Source organism: Streptomyces sp. NPDC043427 (assembly GCF_056436655.1).
The window spans coordinates 82,252-98,309 of record NZ_JBWKCC010000012.1; the positions used below are offsets into that span (position 1 = coordinate 82,252).

Consider the following 16,058-nt stretch of genomic DNA (forward strand, 5'->3'; position numbering starts at 1 on the left):
GTCAGGCCGGGTGGCTGCTGTCCGAGGCGGCGGTGAACGGGGGCGCGTCGAACGGGGCATCACTGACGCCGTCCCACGCCTCGCCGCGCACGGCGGCGACGAACGCCCCGACCCGCTCGGCACCCCAGAACGCCTCGCGGCCGTGCATGAAGAACGGGACCCCGAAGGCGTCGTCGTGATAGGCCGCGATCAGGCACTCCGCGCCCTTGATCCGCAGATCCGGGTCGTCGACCGAGTCGGCGATCGCCGGGTCGAGGCCGAGCTCGCCCGCGATGCCGACGATGGTCTCGCGCTGCGCGAGGTCCAGGCCCTGGTTCCAGCGGGCACGGTAGGCACGGTCGACGAACTGCCGGCCCAGGCCCTGCTCCTCGGCCGCGAGGTAGGCGAGGTGGGAGACCTCCCAGTGCGGAGCACGGTCGACCGGCCAGGTCACCTGCCAGCCGCGGGCATGCGCCCAGCGGCGCGCGTCCCGCAGGATGTAGAAGTTCTTGGTGCGGTGCATGGGCATCACCGGCAGGGTGACGCCGGCGTCCTCGATCAGCCGGGTGGACTCGTCGTCCGGCTCCCAGTAGGGGATCCACTCGATCCGGTCGAGTACGTCCGGGTATTTCTCACTGAGGTCGCGGTAGGCGAACCACGAGTACGGGCTGCGCAGCGAGAAGTACCACCTGGGATGCTTCTTCCTGCGGTGGGCGGTGCTCACAGGGCGATCCCCCCGTCGATCTGGAACACGGATCCGGTGACGTAGCTCGCGCGCTCGGAGGCGAGGAAGGCGACGAGTTCGGCGACCTCGTCGGGGGTGCCCATCCGGCCGAGCGCGACGGCGGCGAGTGCCTCGTCGCGGACCCGCTCGGCGACGGCGGCCACCATGTCGGTGTCGACGAAGCCGGGGGCCACCGTGTTGACACGGATGCCGTAGCGGCCGACCTCCTTGGCGAGGGAGCGCGAGAAGCCGATGATCCCGGCCTTGGAGGCGGCGTAGTTCGTCTGGGTGGCGTTGCCGTGGACCCCCGCCACCGAGGAGATGTTGACGATGCTGCCGCGACGGCGCTTCATCATGGCGAAGGTGACCGCCCGGCAGACGTGGAAGACACCGTCGAGGTTGGTGGACAGGACGGACGTCCACTCGTCGTCGGACATCATCACCAGCGCCTTGTCGCGGGTGATGCCGGCCGAGGTGATGGCGGTCTCGACGGGGCCGAGGTCCTTCTCGGTCGCGTTGACCCAGTCGCGCACCGCGGCCGCGTCGCTCACGTCCACGCGGTGGTGCAGCACACGGGCGCCGAGCGCCTCGGCCTCCTTGGCGAGGATCTGCGCGGCCTCCGCCTGCGAGTGGAAGCAGAAGCTGATGTCGTAGCCGTCCGCCGCGAGCTTGAGCACGGCGGCCCGGCCGATGCCCCGGGAACCCCCGCTGATCAGGGCCACGGGCCTGGTGTCGGTCATCGGATGGCCTCTCTTCCGGGTGATGCGGACGGTGATGCGGACGGTGGGGTCGGGCCGGCGGTGTCGTCGGGGCGGAGCCGGTCCGCCGGGCGGAAGGCCATCACCATCCGGGTCACGGTCATCACGGTCTCTTCGCCGCGATGGCTGCTGCCCTCGAAGACCACCGAGTCGGTGAGGGCCCGGGAGATGCGGACCCGGTGCTCGATCAGGTCGCCGGGGAGTACGGGCAGGTGGAACGCGGCGTCGGCCACCGAGCCGAACAGCATCACCTGGCCCGGTGTGGGAGCCTCCGCGATCGCCGAGGCGAGGAGTCCCGCCGACTGGCCCCAGGACTCGACGAGCAGGGACGGCGGGTAGTCGAGCGCGGTGTCGGGTGAGATCCCCGCGTACCAGGGCTCGTTGAGGGTGATCGCCTTGACTGTGCGGATGCGCTCACCGGGGACGAGCTCGGTCACCCGGTCCACGAGCAGCATCGGATAGCGGTGCGGCAGCAGGTCGGTGACCCGGGGCAGGACCGGCGCGGGTGCGGTCATCGCGCACCTCCCGCGGGGGCGTAGCGCAGCCGTACGGTGGCGGCCCTGCCCCGCTCGGTGGCGGCGGTGGCGTCGCAGCGCAGACCGGTCCCGGTGCGGCGCCACTTGAGCGTCAGACGGAGGGTGTCCCCGGGGTAGACGGCTCCGGCGAACCGCGCCGACTCCACGGCGGCGAGCTCGGTGGGGTCCGGAGCGGCGTCCCCGTCGGTGGCCGCGCGCTGCACACACTCCAGCACGCAGACCCCGGGGAAGATCGGGAAGTCGGGGTAGTGGCCGGCGAACACCGGCTCGCTGTGACGGATGTCGGCACGGGCGGCGGCCGTCAGGCCCTCCTCGGTGCGGGCCTCCACCCGTACCTCGGCGGCGACGGGACTCACGTGGACACGCGGCGCGGCGGTCATCGGCGATCCAGCAGCTTCAGCACCGCGCAGGCGAGGGAGCCGTCGCGATCGGCGGAGGTCACCAGGGCGACCCGCTCGGCCGTCGAGGGCGTACCGGCGGCGGTGGCCAGGACCATGGCGATCTGGAACGAGCCGGAGGCGGCGGAGACGTCACCGAGCCGGCCGACCGCCGGCACCCGCTCCAGTGCCTCGGTGCCGCAGATCTCGCCGAGGACCTCGCGCTCCAGGTGGCCGAGGAGGCCCGGCGCGTCCGACGGGCTGGCCGCCCACACGTCGTCGCCGGTCACCCCGGCGGCCTCCAGGGCGGAGCGTACGCAGGCCTCCAGGGCCGGGCGCGCCCGGTTGCCGGTGGCCACCCGGGTGCGGACCGCGAGCACCTCGGCGAGCGCGGGGCGTTCGGGGGTGACCGCGGCGGCGGGCTGGACCAGGAGCACGGTCGCGCCCTCGCCGAGCGCGACCCCGGGGGCCTCGGGGCCCCTGCTGTGCCGTTCCAGCCAGTAGCGGGCGGCCGAGTACTCCTCGGCGGCGGCGCACAGCACGGTGTCCGCGCGGCCCGAGGCCAGCAGCCGTGTCGCGTAGTTGAGGGAGAGCAGGCCGGCCGCGCGGCCGCCGGCGAGTGTGGTGTTGGGGCCCTTGATGCCGTACCAGATGGCGCACTGGCCGGCCGCGCAGTTCATGACGGCGTTGGGCATCACGGCCGGGTCGACGTCGTAGGGCCGGGCGCCCTCGAGCGAGCTGCGGGTGAAGTCCATCATGCTGGCGGCGCTGCCCGTGGTGGTGGCGAGCACCAGGGCGGCGCGTTCGCCGGTCTCCGACTCCCGTACCGATCCGGGCTGGTCGAGCAGGGAGCCCACGGCGGCCACGGCGAGGCCGGTGACCCGGTCCATGGAGCGGGTGCCCTTCTTGCCGAGCACCTCGCGGGTCTCGAAGCCGGGGACCAGGTGGGCCCGGGAGGCGGGCACCTTCCAGCGTGCGGTGTCGACCGGCGCGACCGTGGGCCGCTGGGTGCGCAGGCCCTCGGCGAGGGCCTCGGCGCCGATGCCGTGCGGGGACACCGCCGACCAGCCGGTGATCACCGGCCGGGCGGTCACCGCGGTACTCATGCCGCCGCCTTGCGGGGCGTGGTGAGGGCGGTGACGGTGGACTCGTCGAACTCGGCCATCTCCCACTGGTTGGGCTCCACTTCGTGGAGGTAGCCGTGGGTGATGGTGCCGGTGGCGGTCTTCACCAGCTGCCCGTCGCGCAGGACGTAGCAGTCCATGCGGGTCGTGTAGAGCAGGGTCTTGAAGACGTTCTCGACGGTGTAGACGGTGTAGAGCTCCTCCTCCATGACGGTCTCGTCGAGGAGTTCGATGCGGGACTGGGTGACGACGGGAATCCAGCCGCGGGTGTCGAGGACCTCCTTGATGGCCAGGCCCCGGTCGGCGAGGAAGAGGTCCTCCACCTCTTCCATCACCCGCAGGAATCCGGACATCTGGACGCGCTCGTTGAAGTGGCAGTAGAAGTAGCCCATCCGCCAGCGCCAGCCGAACGCGTTGGTCTCACCGATGAGTTCGGTCAGGACCGGGTCGGCGGTGGTGCCGCGGCCCGCGGTGAACTCGCCGTACGGCCGCGGGGTGGCGGCGATCTCCACGCGGTCCCCGGTGCCCAGGCGGGCGGTGGTGAACCGTTCGAGGCCGGCCGGCCAGGGCTCCTCGGCCTTGATGTGGTCGTCGACGCGCAGCGCCACCAGGATCGTGGAGCCCGCGCACTTGACCCGCTTGCCGTCGCGCTCGACGAACAGGTCGACCTTGAAGCGGAGCCGGTCCGCGCCGTCCTTGGTGGCCGGGGTGACCACCGCCTCCACCTCGTCGTCCACGGCGAGCAGAGCGCCGAGCCGGGAGTGGATGTCGACCACGTCGAACCCGAGCCCGTAGCGGCGGTAGAGGTCGCCGACGGGCAGCCCCGCCTCCCTGAAGTGGTTCAGGACCGCTGCCTCGGCAACGTAGTTGATGTGCTTGAAGCCGATGGCGAAGCTGATGTTGTTGCCTTCGAAGAGGGGGCGCAGCCGCCCCGTCGTCGGGGTCTCCAGCAGCGCCGTGACAGCAGGATGGGGCGTCGGGCCCATCACGGACTCCTTCGTGTCGGGACGTGTCGGGTCGGGTCGGACGGAACCGGCGTGCCGGGGTCAGGCGCCCGCCAGGGGCCGGGCGCGGTCCGGGATCTGCTCGAGGAAGGTGTGTACGGTGCCGGTGAACCAGGCGGGGCGTTCGAGCATCGGGAAGTGACCGCAGCCGGGCACGGTCAGCGCCTGACCCGCGGGCAGCCGGGCCGCGAGGTGGCGGGCCTGCTCCGCGGGCGCGGACCGGTCGGCCGCGCAGCCGATCACCAGGGCGGGGGTCTCGACGAGGTCCACCCGGAACAGCGGGGTGCGCAGATAGGTGTCGAAGAACCGGAGCCAGCCGTAGGGGCCGATCCACTCGGTCATGCGCCGGGCCATGTCCGCGAGGCGTTCCTCCTCGATGGGGTGGCCGGACGTCCGCAGCCTGATGGACTCGGCCATGGTGCGCGGGAAGTCGTCCAGGATCGGGGCGATCATGTTCCAGTGGAAGGCGTCCGCGTCGCTCCGGTAGAAGGGGTTGACGAGGACGACGGCCGGTACGTCCAGCGGGTCGGCGGCGGCCGCCCGGCGGCTGAGCAGTTCGAGGAGCACCACCGAGCTGAACGAGTGGGCGACCACCACACCGGGGCCTCCGGGGACCGCGTCGAGCACGTCCTGGAGCCGGGCCGCCGAGTCCGTCTCGTGGCGCCAGTCGGCGATTCCGCCGCTGTGCCAGGGCAGTCGGGGCGCGTGGACCTCGAGATCCGCCGGCCAGTGCCCGTCGAGCGCCGACCAGATGGCCTCGTTGTTGGCGAGCCCGTGGAGCAGTACGACGTTCGTCATGGGGTGCGCTCCGGGGGGAGCAGGACCGCTCCGGCCGTGCCGGCCAGGGCGTAGGCCGGACCCTCGTACCCCTGTGCGAACCAGCCGGCCGCGGCGGCGCACTGCGCGACGCCGAGGGCACCGGAGAGTTCGCCCCAGCCGGTGAGCGCGATCCGTCGTGCGTGCGCCGGCACGACGTGGTCCTCGGCGCTGAGCCAGAGCTCGCCGCCGGGTGCGTGCCAGGTCAGCTCGTCGGCGGTGTCGGCGGACCGGGCGGTGCGCAGCACCGGACCGAGCAGTGCCCTGGCACGGGTGGTGGTGCGGCTGAGGACCACGGCGGCGCCGCCGTCGGCCACCGGTCCGTCGACGAGCCGGCGGGTCACCTCGTTGTCCGGTTCGACCCCGGTGACCAGGATGTGGTCGGCACGGCCGCTGCGAAGCATCAGGGCGGCCCAGCGGATGGCGTCCAGACCGGAGGAACGCCCGTTGCACACCGTCAGGTTGGGGCCTCGCAAGCCGTACCGGATCGCCGTCTCGGAGGCGATGATGTTGCTGGAGGCGTTGGGGGTGTCCATCGGGCTGAGGGCGCCGGTGGACTCCTTGGCTATGGTCTCCACCGCTCGGCACACGGTGTCCGCGTTGCCGAGGTTGGAGCTGACCACGGTGCCCAACCGGTCCGCGGGTACGGTCGGTTCGCCGTCCTGGAGGAGCCCGGCGTCGGTGAGCGCCGCGTGGGCGAGGTGCAGTCCCAGCTGGGTGGCGCGGTCCTTGAAGCGCAGGCCCTTCCTGCCGATCAGGGCCGTGGGGTCGACCGGTTCCGCTGCGGGGGGTGCGGGGCGCAGCAGCGCGTGTGCGTCGGCGGCGCCGGGCAGGGCCACGGCGGTCCCGATGACGGCGAGGGTGGCGAGGGTCATGCGGCGCCTCCCACGACGGCGACGGCGTTGACGCCGCCGAATCCGAAGCTGTTGACCTGGGCCAGCCGCAGCGGCGCGACCAGGGGTTCGCCGGCCACCAGCCGCAGCTCCGCGCCCTCGGGCAGGGGGTCGGTCAGGCCCGCGATGGGCGGGACCACGCCGCTCTCCAGCGAGCGCAGGGCCACGATCAGACCGAGCAGGCCGGCCGAGCCGGAGGTGTGTCCGGTCAGCGACTTGATGCCGGTGAGGGCGGGGCCGTGGCCGCCGAAGATCTGGGCGGTCACGGTGGCTTCCGTGCGGTCGTTGAGCGGCGTGCCGGTGGCGTGGAGCATCACCAGGTCGATCTCGGCGGGGGTGACGTCGGCCTGTTCGTGTGCCAGGCGGACGGCGCCCTCGACGCCGGCCGCGTCCGGGGCGGTCTGGTGGTGGGCGTCGCAGTTGACGGCCACCGAGCGCAGTCGGCCACGGGGGCGTCGGCCCGGGGTGGCGGAACGGCTCAGGACGACGGCGGCCGCGCCCTCACCGAGGATCGTGCCCTGGCGGTCCTGGTCGAAGGGGCGTACCGAGGGCGGCGGATCGAACTGGACCCGGTCGGCCTGCCCGAACATGCTCTCCGTCACCACGTCGCAGCCGGCCACGACGACCGTCTCCGCCTCCCCGAGTTCCAGCAGGTCCCAGGCGAGCGCGAGTGCGTACAGGGAGGCCGAGCAGGCGCCCGCGAAGGTGTGGGTGTCGACGGCGCCGAAGCGGCGCCTCAGTGCGTTCTCGAAGTGCAGTCCGTCGGCGTCGAAGGGGATACCGTCGCGCCACCACAGTTCGAGGGAGCGGAGTTCGCGCAGACCGGTGCCGACGAGCACCGGGATTCCCGCGAGGTCCTCGGGCAGTCCCGCGTCCTCGGCCGCCTGCCGGATCGCTTCGACGAGGAAGCGGGTGGCACGGCCCGGCTCGTCGATGCCGTCGGTCTGCCGGTCGTCGATCTCGAAGAGCTGCTGGGCGTTGAAACGGGCGCGGTCGAAGGCGCGCAGCGGCGCGAGTCCGCTGCGGCCGGCGCAGAGGCTGTCGAAGATGGCGTCCGGATCGGAGCCGATGCTCGCGACCGCCCCGGTTCCGATGATCGGGTACGTCATCGGAGGTCACCGTCCCGGTCGTACTTGCCCAGGATCACGATGGCGTTGTTGCCGCCGAAGGCGAGCCCGTTGTTCTGGACGATCCGCAGGTCGGCGTCGACGGCGTGGTTGGGCACGCAGTCGATCTCGCACTCCGGGTCGGTCCGCCGGTGGTTGATGGTGGGCGGGATGAAGCCGTGGGTGAGGGCGAGTCCGCAGGCGATCGCACCGAGCGCGCTCGCGGCGCCCATGGTGTGGCCGAGCATCGACTTCAGGGAGATCGTGCGCGGGGTCGCGGCGCCGAACACGCTGCGGATGGCCTTGGCCTCCGTGATGTCGTTGGCCTTGGTGCCGGTGCCGTGGGCCGAGATCAGGTCGACCTCCTCCGGCTTCACCCCGGCGTTCTTCAGGGCGATGCTCATGCACTGCGCGACGCTGTCGCCGTTGGGCGCGACCTGGTGGTACGCGTCGCAGTTGAGGCCGTAGCCGAGCACCTCGGCGTAGATGGTGGCACCGCGGGCCAGTGCGGAGTCCAGGCTCTCCAGGACCAGGACGCCGGCTCCCTCGCCGGTGAGGATCCCCTTGCGGTCGGCGTCGAAGGGCTGGCAGTGCTCGGGGGCGATGGTGCCGAGGCGGTAGAAGCCGGTGAAGGTCTTGCGGCACATCGCGTCGGCGCCGCCGCACAGCGCGAACTCCACCTCTCCCGAACTCACCGCGTCGAAGCCGTACCCGATGGCGTAGTTGCCCGCGGAACAGGCGGTCGCGATGGTGGGGGCCTCGACGTCGGTGAGTTCCAGCTCCTGCGCGATGGCGGTGGAGAGTCTGGCCGCCGAGACTCGCCGGACGACCTCGGGGTCCATGTTCTGAGGACCGTCGGCGAGTTCGGCGGCCACCAGCTGGTCCAGCTCGTAGGACTCGCCGTCCGTGGTGCCGACGGAGATCAGTCCCCGTCGGCCGGCGAGTTCCACGAGGTCCAGACCGGCGTCCTGCACCGCCATCCGCGCCGCCGCGACGGCGAAGCTGCTGGCACGCCCCAGCTCCCGCACGGGGGTGCGGGAGATCCACTGCTCGGGATCGAAGCCCTTGACCTCGCAGCCGTTGACATGCGCGAAGCCTTCGACGTCGAACACTGAGATCGGGCTGACACCGCTACGGCCCGCCCGCAGACTACCGGTGAACTCCTCGGCCCCGATACCAATACTGGAGATCACTCCGAAGCCGGTGAGAACCACCCGGCGTTTCCCGGTTCCGGCGCCGGGGCTTGCTGAGGACATGCTGTTTCCCCTTCAGATCTTCAGACCTTGGGATCGGCAGAGCTGCTGGGCAGGGTCAGCGGGTGGGCGCTTCGGCGACCACCTTGTAGACGGCCTCGAGGTTGATCATCTGGGCCAGTTCGGACTGGTCGATCGTGATACCGAACTCCTTCTCCAGGGAGGCCAGGATCTCGATGGCGCGCAGCGAGTCGGCGCCGTGGTCGTCGATGAAGAGGCTGGTGTCCGTCACCTCGTCCTCCTCGAGTTCAAGGATGTCGCAGACGATTTCCTTGATCGCCGAGCGGCGGTCGCTGGTGATGGTCGGCATTTTTTTCTTTTCCCCTCGATGGTTCGGTCGTGATGTGGCGGATTATTTTTCAGGACGCGTGGGCGGCCATGGCGTCGGCGAGGCTGCGCGGACGCATATCGGTCCAGTGCTCGTTCACATAGTCGAGGCAGTCCTGCCGGGCGGCCGCACCGTGCACCGCTTTCCAGCCCTCCGGAATCTCGGCGAAAACGGGCCAGATCGAATGCTGGTTCTCGTCGTTCACGAGCACGTAGTACTCGGCGTTGTCATCCTCGAACGGATTGGCCATCGGGCTCTCCCCTTCCTGACACTGTCACCGAATTCGGCTCGACCCTAAGCTGCGGGGAATCGCGCCAACAAGCCCTTCCGGCAACCACTTCGACCCGGCGTTAGAGAGTTTTCAATGAGAAGAATTGAATAATGTGTTGCGTGCCTTTCGGCCACTCCCCCGTCAGGCCGGAACTGCCGGGAGACGGGGGCATGTGATGCCTCGACGGCAGGATTCCGCCACCGATGGTCACTCTTCCGGTGCGAGTGGTCGCCGAGGGTCACTTCGAGGCATCGAAGACTTTGTTGGCCCCGACGGCGCGGTCCTGCCGTCGCCGGTACGTTCCCCGTGTCACCGCCGGTGCTCGAAAGGAGTTCGCATGTCCGGGCCACTGCTTCGGCCGCTGCCCCGGCCGCACGCCGAGCGGACGCTGTTCTGTCTCAGCTTCTGCGGGGGCGGCACGGCGTCCTTCCGGCCCTGGGCCGCCGCCCTGCCCGAGGACACCGAACTGGTGCTGTACTGCTATCCGGGCCGGGAAGGGCGCTACAGCTCCCCGTTCGCCCGCGACTGGGAGGAACTGCTCGGCGGGGCGCTGACGGCGCTGCGGGGCATCGCGACGCGCCCCTACGTCCTGGTGGGCCACAGCATGGGCGCCTGGGTCGCCTTCGATCTCGCGCTGCGCGCCGAACGGGTCGAAGTCGCCCCGCCGCAGGCGCTGGTCGTCTCCGCCGCGCACGCCCCCGACCGCCGGCGGACCGATCCGGACGCGCCGCCCCGCGTGGGGAACACCGACGAGGAACTCCTCGACTGGATGTTCACGGTCGGCCAGATGCCCGAGGCGGTACGGGCCGAGCCCGAACTGCGGCAGATGGCCGTGGAGGTGCTGCGCGCCGACCTGCGGGTCACGGACACCTACCGGTACCACCCGGGTGACCGGGTGCGCGCACCGCTCCACCTGCTCTACGGCGAGGACGACGACCTGGACGAGGAGGCCCTGGAGCGTTGGCGCCCGCTGACCACGGGCCGGTTCGAGTCGACGCGGCTCCCCGGCGGGCACTTCTACACGCCGCGGGTGTGGCAGGGACTGCCCGCACACATGACGGCCCTCCGCCCAGACCGGGCCGGGCGGAGCATCGAACGCAGCGGGTCAGGCCGGTGACATCTCGCGCAGCACTCGGGCGCGGATCGCGCGGAGCATGGACGTACGGGTCAGTCCGCTGCCGAATCTGACACAGAACCAGTAGGGCGCGAACCTACGGCGGGTCCGCTCGTCCGTGGCGAGGACACGGGTCTCCGTGGTGAGCATGCCGCCCGCGTGACGGACATTCATCCCGATCTTCAGAATTCCCGGCTCGTCGCATCCGGTCACGATCTCGGAAATAGTGCCCGGGGGCCGGGGAACGTCACCGGTTCCCTGCACCGCGGCAAGCAGGAACTCGTCGCCCCCGGTGGGGATCACTTCTCCCATCTCCCGCAGGAAGTCGGAGACGATACGCCGTTCCGCCGAGATGTCGGCCCCGGTGATCGCGACGAGTGCGCGGGCAATCGGCGCCTCGGACCAGGTCGTCGCGTGCACGGCGCGCATCACCTCCGCGGCGGTGCCGGGCACCCGAATGCGATGCACCTCTCTGAAATGCCATTCCGGTAACATCCGTTCGAGTGCGGACTCGCTCTCGTCAGGCAACTCGGCCTCCTCACCGGCCTCTCACCGACCCCGTTCCACCCGGCATCCTAGAGAGGATTTCGAAGCGACCTCGTACCACTTTCCCCGATGGCAGCTAAATGACAGGACGGAGATCGGGAGACATCCGCCCGCCCTCGATCACCGCACCGGTCATCAGGAAGCTGCCAGAGGAAGTTGATCCCATCGATAGGATCGCCGGAATGGTCACCAACACCAGGAACCAGGTCCACAGCCGTCTCCGGAGCCATGTCGTCAGGCCGGTCTGCGCGGTCCTGGCGGCCGGCGCCGTGGCGGCCGGGCTTCTCGTCGGCCCGTCGGCAAGCTGGCGAGCGGCCCTCCCCATGACGGTCGCGGTCCTCGGCACGCTCACCGTGATCGGCCTGCACGCCAAAGGCCGCGTCCTCCCGACCGCCGCCGTCGTGGTGGCCGTGAGTTCCACGCTCGGCACCCTCCTCGGCGACCCGCCGGCGCGGGAACAGGCGACCGGCGTGGTCACTCTGGTGGAGATCGCGGCCATCCTGCTGCTGATCTGTCTCGTCGCCCGGTACGCCGAGACCCGGCAGGCCGTCACGCTGTGCACCGTGCTCGGGGTCCTGGCGTCGACCCTGCTCCTGCGGCTTCAGGTCCCCCCGACCGCTCTGGAGGCCGCCGCGCAGAGCGCGTTCTTCGCACTCGGCGCCATAGCCGCGGCCGCCGTGGGGGGTTGTCTGCGCGCCCTGGAGTCGCGCAGGGTCAGGTCCGTGCACGAGGCCCGCCGCAACCAGCGGCTCCAACTGGCCCGCGACCTGCACGACTTCGTGGCCCACGACGTGTCGGGCATCGTGGTGCTCGCACAGGCGGCGCAGGTCGTCGGCGCGGAGCAACCGGAGAAGGTCCTGCCGATCCTGAAGCAGATCGAGGCCTCCGGTCTCCAGGCCCTCGGCTCCATGGACCGTACCGTCCACATGCTCGACACCTCCGACGAGACGGCCTCGGACCCTCAAGGCACCGCGGGCGAAGGGCAGTCACAGGCCTACGGGCTCCTTGACATCGTGGACGTCATCGGCCGGTTCCGCGATGCCGGACGGGCCGAGGTGAGCCTGGACATCGACCTGTCGCCGGAGCAGGTCTCCCGGGTCCCGCGCGAGGTGGCGAGCACCTCCCACCGGGTGGTGGTGGAGGCCCTGACCAATGTCCGGCGGCATGCCGCGACCACCCCCTGGGTGCGCGTGTCCGTGCTGCCCGACCTGTCCGGCCGGGTGCCGGTCCTCGCCGTGTCCGTGACCAACGGTGCTCCGTCCATCAGCGAGGCGGGCACGGGGTATCTCGGCGAGCGCGGCCGTCGCGGCGGGACGGGCCTGGAAGGACTCGCCGAACGCGTCAAGGCGCTCGGGGGAAGCCTCGACTTCGGCGGTCACAGGGAAGGCGGCTGGCGGGTCACCGCCGTCCTGCCCGTCGACTGAACGGGATTCCCCTCTTCTCGCACTCTCCGGGGTTCTCGGAATTCCGCAATGCCAGTTCAAGAGTTCTGATCGACCCTCGGGAATTCCCGGTGCCACGGATACCGTACGTCTGTAGGTGACGGCCCACGTGGTCCCTTTCGGTCATCCCTGAAAACGCCCGACGACCGGTGGTGGGCTTCCGGAATCGAGCGAGGGGCATCCCATGGACACGATGATGATCGAAGTCTCCGACGTGACGAAGTCGTTCGGGTCGACGAAAGCGCTCGACGGTGTGAGCCTCACGGTGCCCCAGGGCACGGTCCTGGGGCTGCTCGGGCACAACGGCGCCGGCAAGACGACGCTCGTCGGCATTCTGAGCACCCTCTCGCTCCCGACGGCGGGGCGGGCCCGGGTGGCGGGACTCGACGTCACCAAGGACGCCGAGGAGGTCCGCCGCCGCATCGGCCTCACCGGTCAGTACGCGGCCGTGGACGAGACGCTCTCCGGGCGCGCCAACCTGGTGCTCATCGCACGGCTGCTCGGCGCCTCGCGCGCCGAGGCGGCGGCCCGCGCCGAGGAACTGCTCGATCTCTTCTCCCTCACGGACGCGGCGGGCCGCAAGGCGAAGGAGTACTCGGGCGGCATGCGCAGGCGTCTGGACCTGGCGGCCAGCCTGGTCGGGCAGCCCGAGGTGATCTTCCTCGACGAGCCCACGACCGGGCTCGACCCGTCGGCCCGCCGGGCCCTGTGGGCGGTGGTCCAGCGTCTCGTGCGGGAGGGCACCACGGTTCTGCTGACCACCCAGTACCTGGACGAGGCCGACTTCCTGGCGGACTCGATCACGGTGCTCGCGGCCGGCCGGGTCATCGCAGCGGGCACCACGGACGAGCTGAAGAACAGGATCGGACACCGCTCCGTCTCCGTCACCCTGCGCGGCGCGGACGACCGCCCCCGGGCCATGGAGGCGCTGCGGGCGGCCGGCCTCACTCCCGGGCACGAGGAGGACGGTCTGGTGCTCACGATGCCCGCCAGGGACTCCACCGCGCTGGCCCGCGTCGTCCGGGCAGCCGACGAAGCAGGCGTGGACCTCGCGGGACTCGCGTTCTCCGAGCCCTCACTGGACGACGTGTACCTGGCCCTGAACCACTCCACCGGCCGCTAGGACGTGCTGGACCGTGTCCCGGCGGACAGACCCTAGGCAGGGATGTTCGATGACCATCACCACCCACCCCGAGGCCCGGCCCGTTTCCCGCGGCCTCCTACCGCCCCCGCGGTTCGGCGGGACCGGCGTGCTCCGGCAGATCTCCGTCCTGTCCGGCCGGTCGCTGCGGGTGCTGCGCGAACCCGCCATGGTCCTGCCGGGCGTTCTCGAACCCATCCTGATGCTGACCGTGTTCAGCCAGGTGTTCAAGAGCGTCTCGCAGACCTCGGCGTTCCCCGCGGGCGTCAGCTACATCGACTACCTGTTGCCGGCGTTCCTCGTCACCGGCTCGATCAGCGCGGGGCTCAAGTCCGGGGTGGCGCTGACGACGGAGATGAACAACGGGATCGTCGCCCGCTTCAAGGCGATGCCGATCCACACCGGTTCGGTCCTGATCGGGCGGAGCATCGCGGACACCGTGCTCAACGTCGTCAACATGCTCGTCATGCTGGTGGCGGCCACCCTGGTGTTCGGGTTCGGCCCGGACGGCGGGGTGCTCGGCTCGCTCGGCGCGGCGCTGGTCGCGGTGGTGCTCGGCTGGTCCCTGGGCTGGCTGTTCATGGCGCTCTCCGCCTGGGTGCGCCGTCCGGAAGCACTGCAGCCCATCGGCGGCATGGTCAACATGGTGCTGCTCTTCGCCTCGAACGCCTTCGTGCCCGCCGAAGGCCTCCCCGGCTGGTTGAAGGGATTCGCCGAGGTCAACCCCATGTCCTACGCGATCACGGCCGCCCGTGACCTGGCGCTCGGAGAACCCCGGCTCAGCACGGTCCTGGCGACGCTGGGCGCCTGTGTGGTGCTCGTGGCCGTCACCGCTCCCCTGGCGATCCGCAGCTTCCGCCGGGCGACCTGAACCTCCCGCACCGACAACGCCTCTCGGCCCGGAACCAGGTGACTGGTTCCGGGCCGAGACGCGTTCGCGGTGTGGATCAGCAGGGGATGAGCCCCACATAGCGGTCGGCGTACCAGACGGGTTCCATGGTGTTGACCGTGCTGCCCGGCTCGACCGTGTGGCACTTGGCGGGGATGTACGGCACCCCGCCCTTGGTGTACTTGACCTTGACCTGCTGGGTGGTGGTGCAGTTGTTGGTGATGGAGGCGCCGACCGTGACCATGTAGATCGGCTTGCCCACCACACAGCTGGGCACGGCATCCGCCGCCTGCGCACTGCTCTGCGCGGCGCCGATCAGCGCGAGCCCGGCCACGCCGGCTCCGATCGCGTGGGCGAACTTCCTCATATGAATACCTCCTGTTGGGTGGAATCCCATTCAATAAAGTCCGGTCCTGGCGCCTCAACGCCATATCGACAGCTTCGAAACAAGGAATCCGACCACCGACAGAAAAGGGGCCGGAACCGATTTCTCGGTCCCGGCCCCTTCGCCCCGCGCTCATCCCCTGGCGCAGCGCTTGCACACGCCCCGCCGGCGGAAGTAGTAGGCGAGAGTCGCGGCCGCCAGGGCGACGCCCCACACCGGCCAGACCATTTCCGGGACCGTGGCGCCCCAGTCGTCCTTCGGGTTGTCGAAGGATCCCTGGAACTGCAGGCGGATGTACATGACGCCGGCGATGGTCACCATGACGGAGACGAGCGTGGCCGGGACGATGGCCAGGGCCGGCGGCACCCGCTTGCCCCTGAGGCCCACCATCCAGCGCGGGAAGACCTCGCCCCAGCGCTGCACCAGGCCCAGGGTGAGCAGCGAGCCGAGGGCGCCCATGGTGGCGAGGGCGGCACCGAAGATCCAGAGGTGGTCCTCCTTGCCCTCCTCCCAGAGCTCGTCGGAGATGCCGAGCGGGTAGCCCAGGGCCCAGGCCCAGCGGGTGCTGGCGTACAGCAGGGGGACGACGACCGCCGTGTACACGGCCTTCCTGCCCCAGCGGGCGGCGGCCTCCGGCGAGGTCCACCCGGCGCCCGAGTCCGTGCGTCCGCAGCTCGTGCAGGCGCCGGAGGTACGGCGCTGGTAGGCGATCGCGGACGTGACCAGCAGGCCCACCGAGACCACCGCGAACAGCTGGTTGATCACCGTCCAGTTGATGGCGCCGAACCGCAGCATGAAGACGTAGGCGAGGTTGCCGAGGATGCGGAAGTCGGCGAGTGTGCAGAACACCGCGGCGGCGGACAGGCCCGTGGCGCCGAGCAGGACCGGGGTGGGGATCCGGCGGCGGCCGGGCAGCGCGAGCAGCAGGGCCACTCCGGCGCTGAGCAGGAAGCCGGCCGCGAGCCACGGTGCCAGCTGGGCGCGCCCGACGTGCTCGAAGGCGGAGTACTCCGGGTTGGCGTCGTCGGCGCCGAAGGGGAAGTTGTCTCCGCCGAAGGCCCAGTAGGTGTGGGCGAGCCCGTAGAGAAGCAGCGCCAGGAAGGCCGCGTAGCCGATCCGGTCCGGCCAGTTGAAGCGGCGGCGCACCGGACCCGCTGCGCGGTCCGCCCGCCGTAATGACGCGTTCTCGGTCACCTGTGTCATCGCGCTTCCTCCTTGGATGTTCTGGTGTTCAGCATTCCTGGCCGCGCCCTGCGGCACATCTGCCGAACGGCAGATCTCGCGCGGCCGGCCCGGGCAGCGCGACGGCCCGACGCCGTCCGCGGATGACGGACGGCGCCGGGCCCGGGTGATGCTCCTCGGACCGCCCCGG

The 16,058-nt window shown here is 70.8% G+C and carries 19 protein-coding genes; 4 read left to right on the top strand and 15 right to left on the bottom strand.

All coding sequences use genetic code 11. The annotated features are described in order from the left end of the window. Position 1 precedes the first annotated feature (1 nt). The 12 genes from AC067M_RS20840 to AC067M_RS20895 are packed head-to-tail and all read right to left on the bottom strand — an operon-like array spanning position 2 to position 9,148. Positions 2-703, bottom strand: a complete 702-nt coding sequence (locus tag AC067M_RS20840) for a DsbA family protein (protein ID WP_478698486.1) — start codon at positions 701-703, stop codon at positions 2-4. Then, a complete protein-coding gene (gene fabG, locus AC067M_RS20845) occupies positions 700-1,443 on the bottom strand; it encodes a 3-oxoacyl-[acyl-carrier-protein] reductase (protein WP_478698487.1) in 744 nt (247 codons plus the stop codon). Before fabG ends, AC067M_RS20840 begins: the two co-directional genes overlap by 4 nt. Beyond that, the gene (locus AC067M_RS20850) at positions 1,440-1,976 is read right to left on the bottom strand and encodes a 3-hydroxyacyl-ACP dehydratase FabZ family protein (protein ID WP_478698488.1); all 537 of its coding nucleotides are present in this window, start codon (positions 1,974-1,976) and stop codon (positions 1,440-1,442) included. The genes fabG and AC067M_RS20850 overlap by 4 nt, the downstream gene beginning before the upstream one ends. Next, entirely contained in the window at positions 1,973-2,377 is a 405-nt protein-coding gene (locus AC067M_RS20855) for a 3-hydroxyacyl-ACP dehydratase FabZ family protein (protein WP_478698489.1), read from the bottom strand. Before AC067M_RS20855 ends, AC067M_RS20850 begins: the two co-directional genes overlap by 4 nt. Further along, the gene (locus AC067M_RS20860; protein WP_478698490.1) at positions 2,374-3,480 is read right to left on the bottom strand and encodes a beta-ketoacyl synthase N-terminal-like domain-containing protein; all 1,107 of its coding nucleotides are present in this window, start codon (positions 3,478-3,480) and stop codon (positions 2,374-2,376) included. Before AC067M_RS20860 ends, AC067M_RS20855 begins: the two co-directional genes overlap by 4 nt. Further along, positions 3,477-4,484: an acyl-CoA thioesterase family protein gene (locus AC067M_RS20865; RefSeq protein WP_478698491.1), complete on the bottom strand. Its 1,008-nt coding sequence runs from the start codon at positions 4,482-4,484 to the stop codon at positions 3,477-3,479. Before AC067M_RS20865 ends, AC067M_RS20860 begins: the two co-directional genes overlap by 4 nt. A 60-nt stretch (positions 4,485-4,544) precedes the next feature. After that, positions 4,545-5,300 carry an alpha/beta fold hydrolase gene (locus tag AC067M_RS20870; protein ID WP_478698492.1) on the bottom strand — a complete coding sequence of 252 codons (756 nt, stop codon included), beginning with the start codon at positions 5,298-5,300 and terminating at the stop codon, positions 4,545-4,547. Then, positions 5,297-6,193 carry a beta-ketoacyl synthase N-terminal-like domain-containing protein gene (locus tag AC067M_RS20875; protein ID WP_478698493.1) on the bottom strand — a complete coding sequence of 299 codons (897 nt, stop codon included), beginning with the start codon at positions 6,191-6,193 and terminating at the stop codon, positions 5,297-5,299. Before AC067M_RS20875 ends, AC067M_RS20870 begins: the two co-directional genes overlap by 4 nt. Continuing rightward, positions 6,190-7,320, bottom strand: a complete 1,131-nt coding sequence (locus AC067M_RS20880) for a beta-ketoacyl-[acyl-carrier-protein] synthase family protein (protein ID WP_478698494.1) — start codon at positions 7,318-7,320, stop codon at positions 6,190-6,192. The genes AC067M_RS20875 and AC067M_RS20880 overlap by 4 nt, the downstream gene beginning before the upstream one ends. Beyond that, a complete protein-coding gene (locus AC067M_RS20885) occupies positions 7,317-8,573 on the bottom strand; it encodes a beta-ketoacyl-[acyl-carrier-protein] synthase family protein (protein WP_478698495.1) in 1,257 nt (418 codons plus the stop codon). The genes AC067M_RS20880 and AC067M_RS20885 overlap by 4 nt, the downstream gene beginning before the upstream one ends. Before the next feature lie 55 nt (positions 8,574-8,628). Further along, positions 8,629-8,880: an acyl carrier protein gene (locus AC067M_RS20890; protein ID WP_393626755.1), complete on the bottom strand. Its 252-nt coding sequence runs from the start codon at positions 8,878-8,880 to the stop codon at positions 8,629-8,631. A 49-nt stretch (positions 8,881-8,929) separates the two neighbouring features. Beyond that, on the bottom strand, positions 8,930-9,148 hold the full coding sequence (locus tag AC067M_RS20895; RefSeq protein ID WP_478698496.1) for an MbtH family protein: 219 nt from the start codon (positions 9,146-9,148) through the stop codon (positions 8,930-8,932). A gap of 358 nt (positions 9,149-9,506) precedes the next feature. Here AC067M_RS20895 and AC067M_RS20900 point away from each other — a divergent pair, with 358 nt between their 5' ends. Beyond that, positions 9,507-10,286, top strand: coding sequence for a thioesterase II family protein (locus AC067M_RS20900; RefSeq protein WP_478698497.1), 780 nt, complete (start codon positions 9,507-9,509; stop codon positions 10,284-10,286). On the opposite strand, the gene AC067M_RS20905 is transcribed toward AC067M_RS20900, so the two are convergent. After that, on the bottom strand, positions 10,275-10,811 hold the full coding sequence (locus AC067M_RS20905) for a hypothetical protein (protein WP_478698498.1): 537 nt from the start codon (positions 10,809-10,811) through the stop codon (positions 10,275-10,277). The two genes, AC067M_RS20900 and AC067M_RS20905, sit on opposite strands and share 12 nt — an antisense overlap. Before the next feature lie 200 nt (positions 10,812-11,011). Between AC067M_RS20905 and AC067M_RS20910 the strand changes: the two genes are divergently transcribed. The 3 genes from AC067M_RS20910 to AC067M_RS20920 all read left to right on the top strand — a co-directional run bounded on the left by AC067M_RS20910 (position 11,012) and on the right by AC067M_RS20920 (position 14,283). Then, positions 11,012-12,253, top strand: coding sequence for a sensor histidine kinase (locus AC067M_RS20910; RefSeq protein ID WP_478698499.1), 1,242 nt, complete (start codon positions 11,012-11,014; stop codon positions 12,251-12,253). A gap of 202 nt (positions 12,254-12,455) precedes the next feature. Next, positions 12,456-13,394: an ATP-binding cassette domain-containing protein gene (locus AC067M_RS20915; RefSeq protein WP_478698500.1), complete on the top strand. Its 939-nt coding sequence runs from the start codon at positions 12,456-12,458 to the stop codon at positions 13,392-13,394. A 49-nt stretch (positions 13,395-13,443) separates the two neighbouring features. Further along, positions 13,444-14,283, top strand: coding sequence for an ABC transporter permease (locus tag AC067M_RS20920; protein WP_478698501.1), 840 nt, complete (start codon positions 13,444-13,446; stop codon positions 14,281-14,283). 76 nt (positions 14,284-14,359) lie between these two features. On the opposite strand, the gene AC067M_RS20925 is transcribed toward AC067M_RS20920, so the two are convergent. After that, on the bottom strand, positions 14,360-14,668 hold the full coding sequence (locus AC067M_RS20925; protein ID WP_478698502.1) for a hypothetical protein: 309 nt from the start codon (positions 14,666-14,668) through the stop codon (positions 14,360-14,362). Positions 14,669-14,818: 150 nt separating this feature from the next. Continuing rightward, a complete protein-coding gene (locus tag AC067M_RS20930) occupies positions 14,819-15,889 on the bottom strand; it encodes a hypothetical protein (protein ID WP_478698503.1) in 1,071 nt (356 codons plus the stop codon). Between the last annotated feature and the right edge of the window lie 169 nt (positions 15,890-16,058).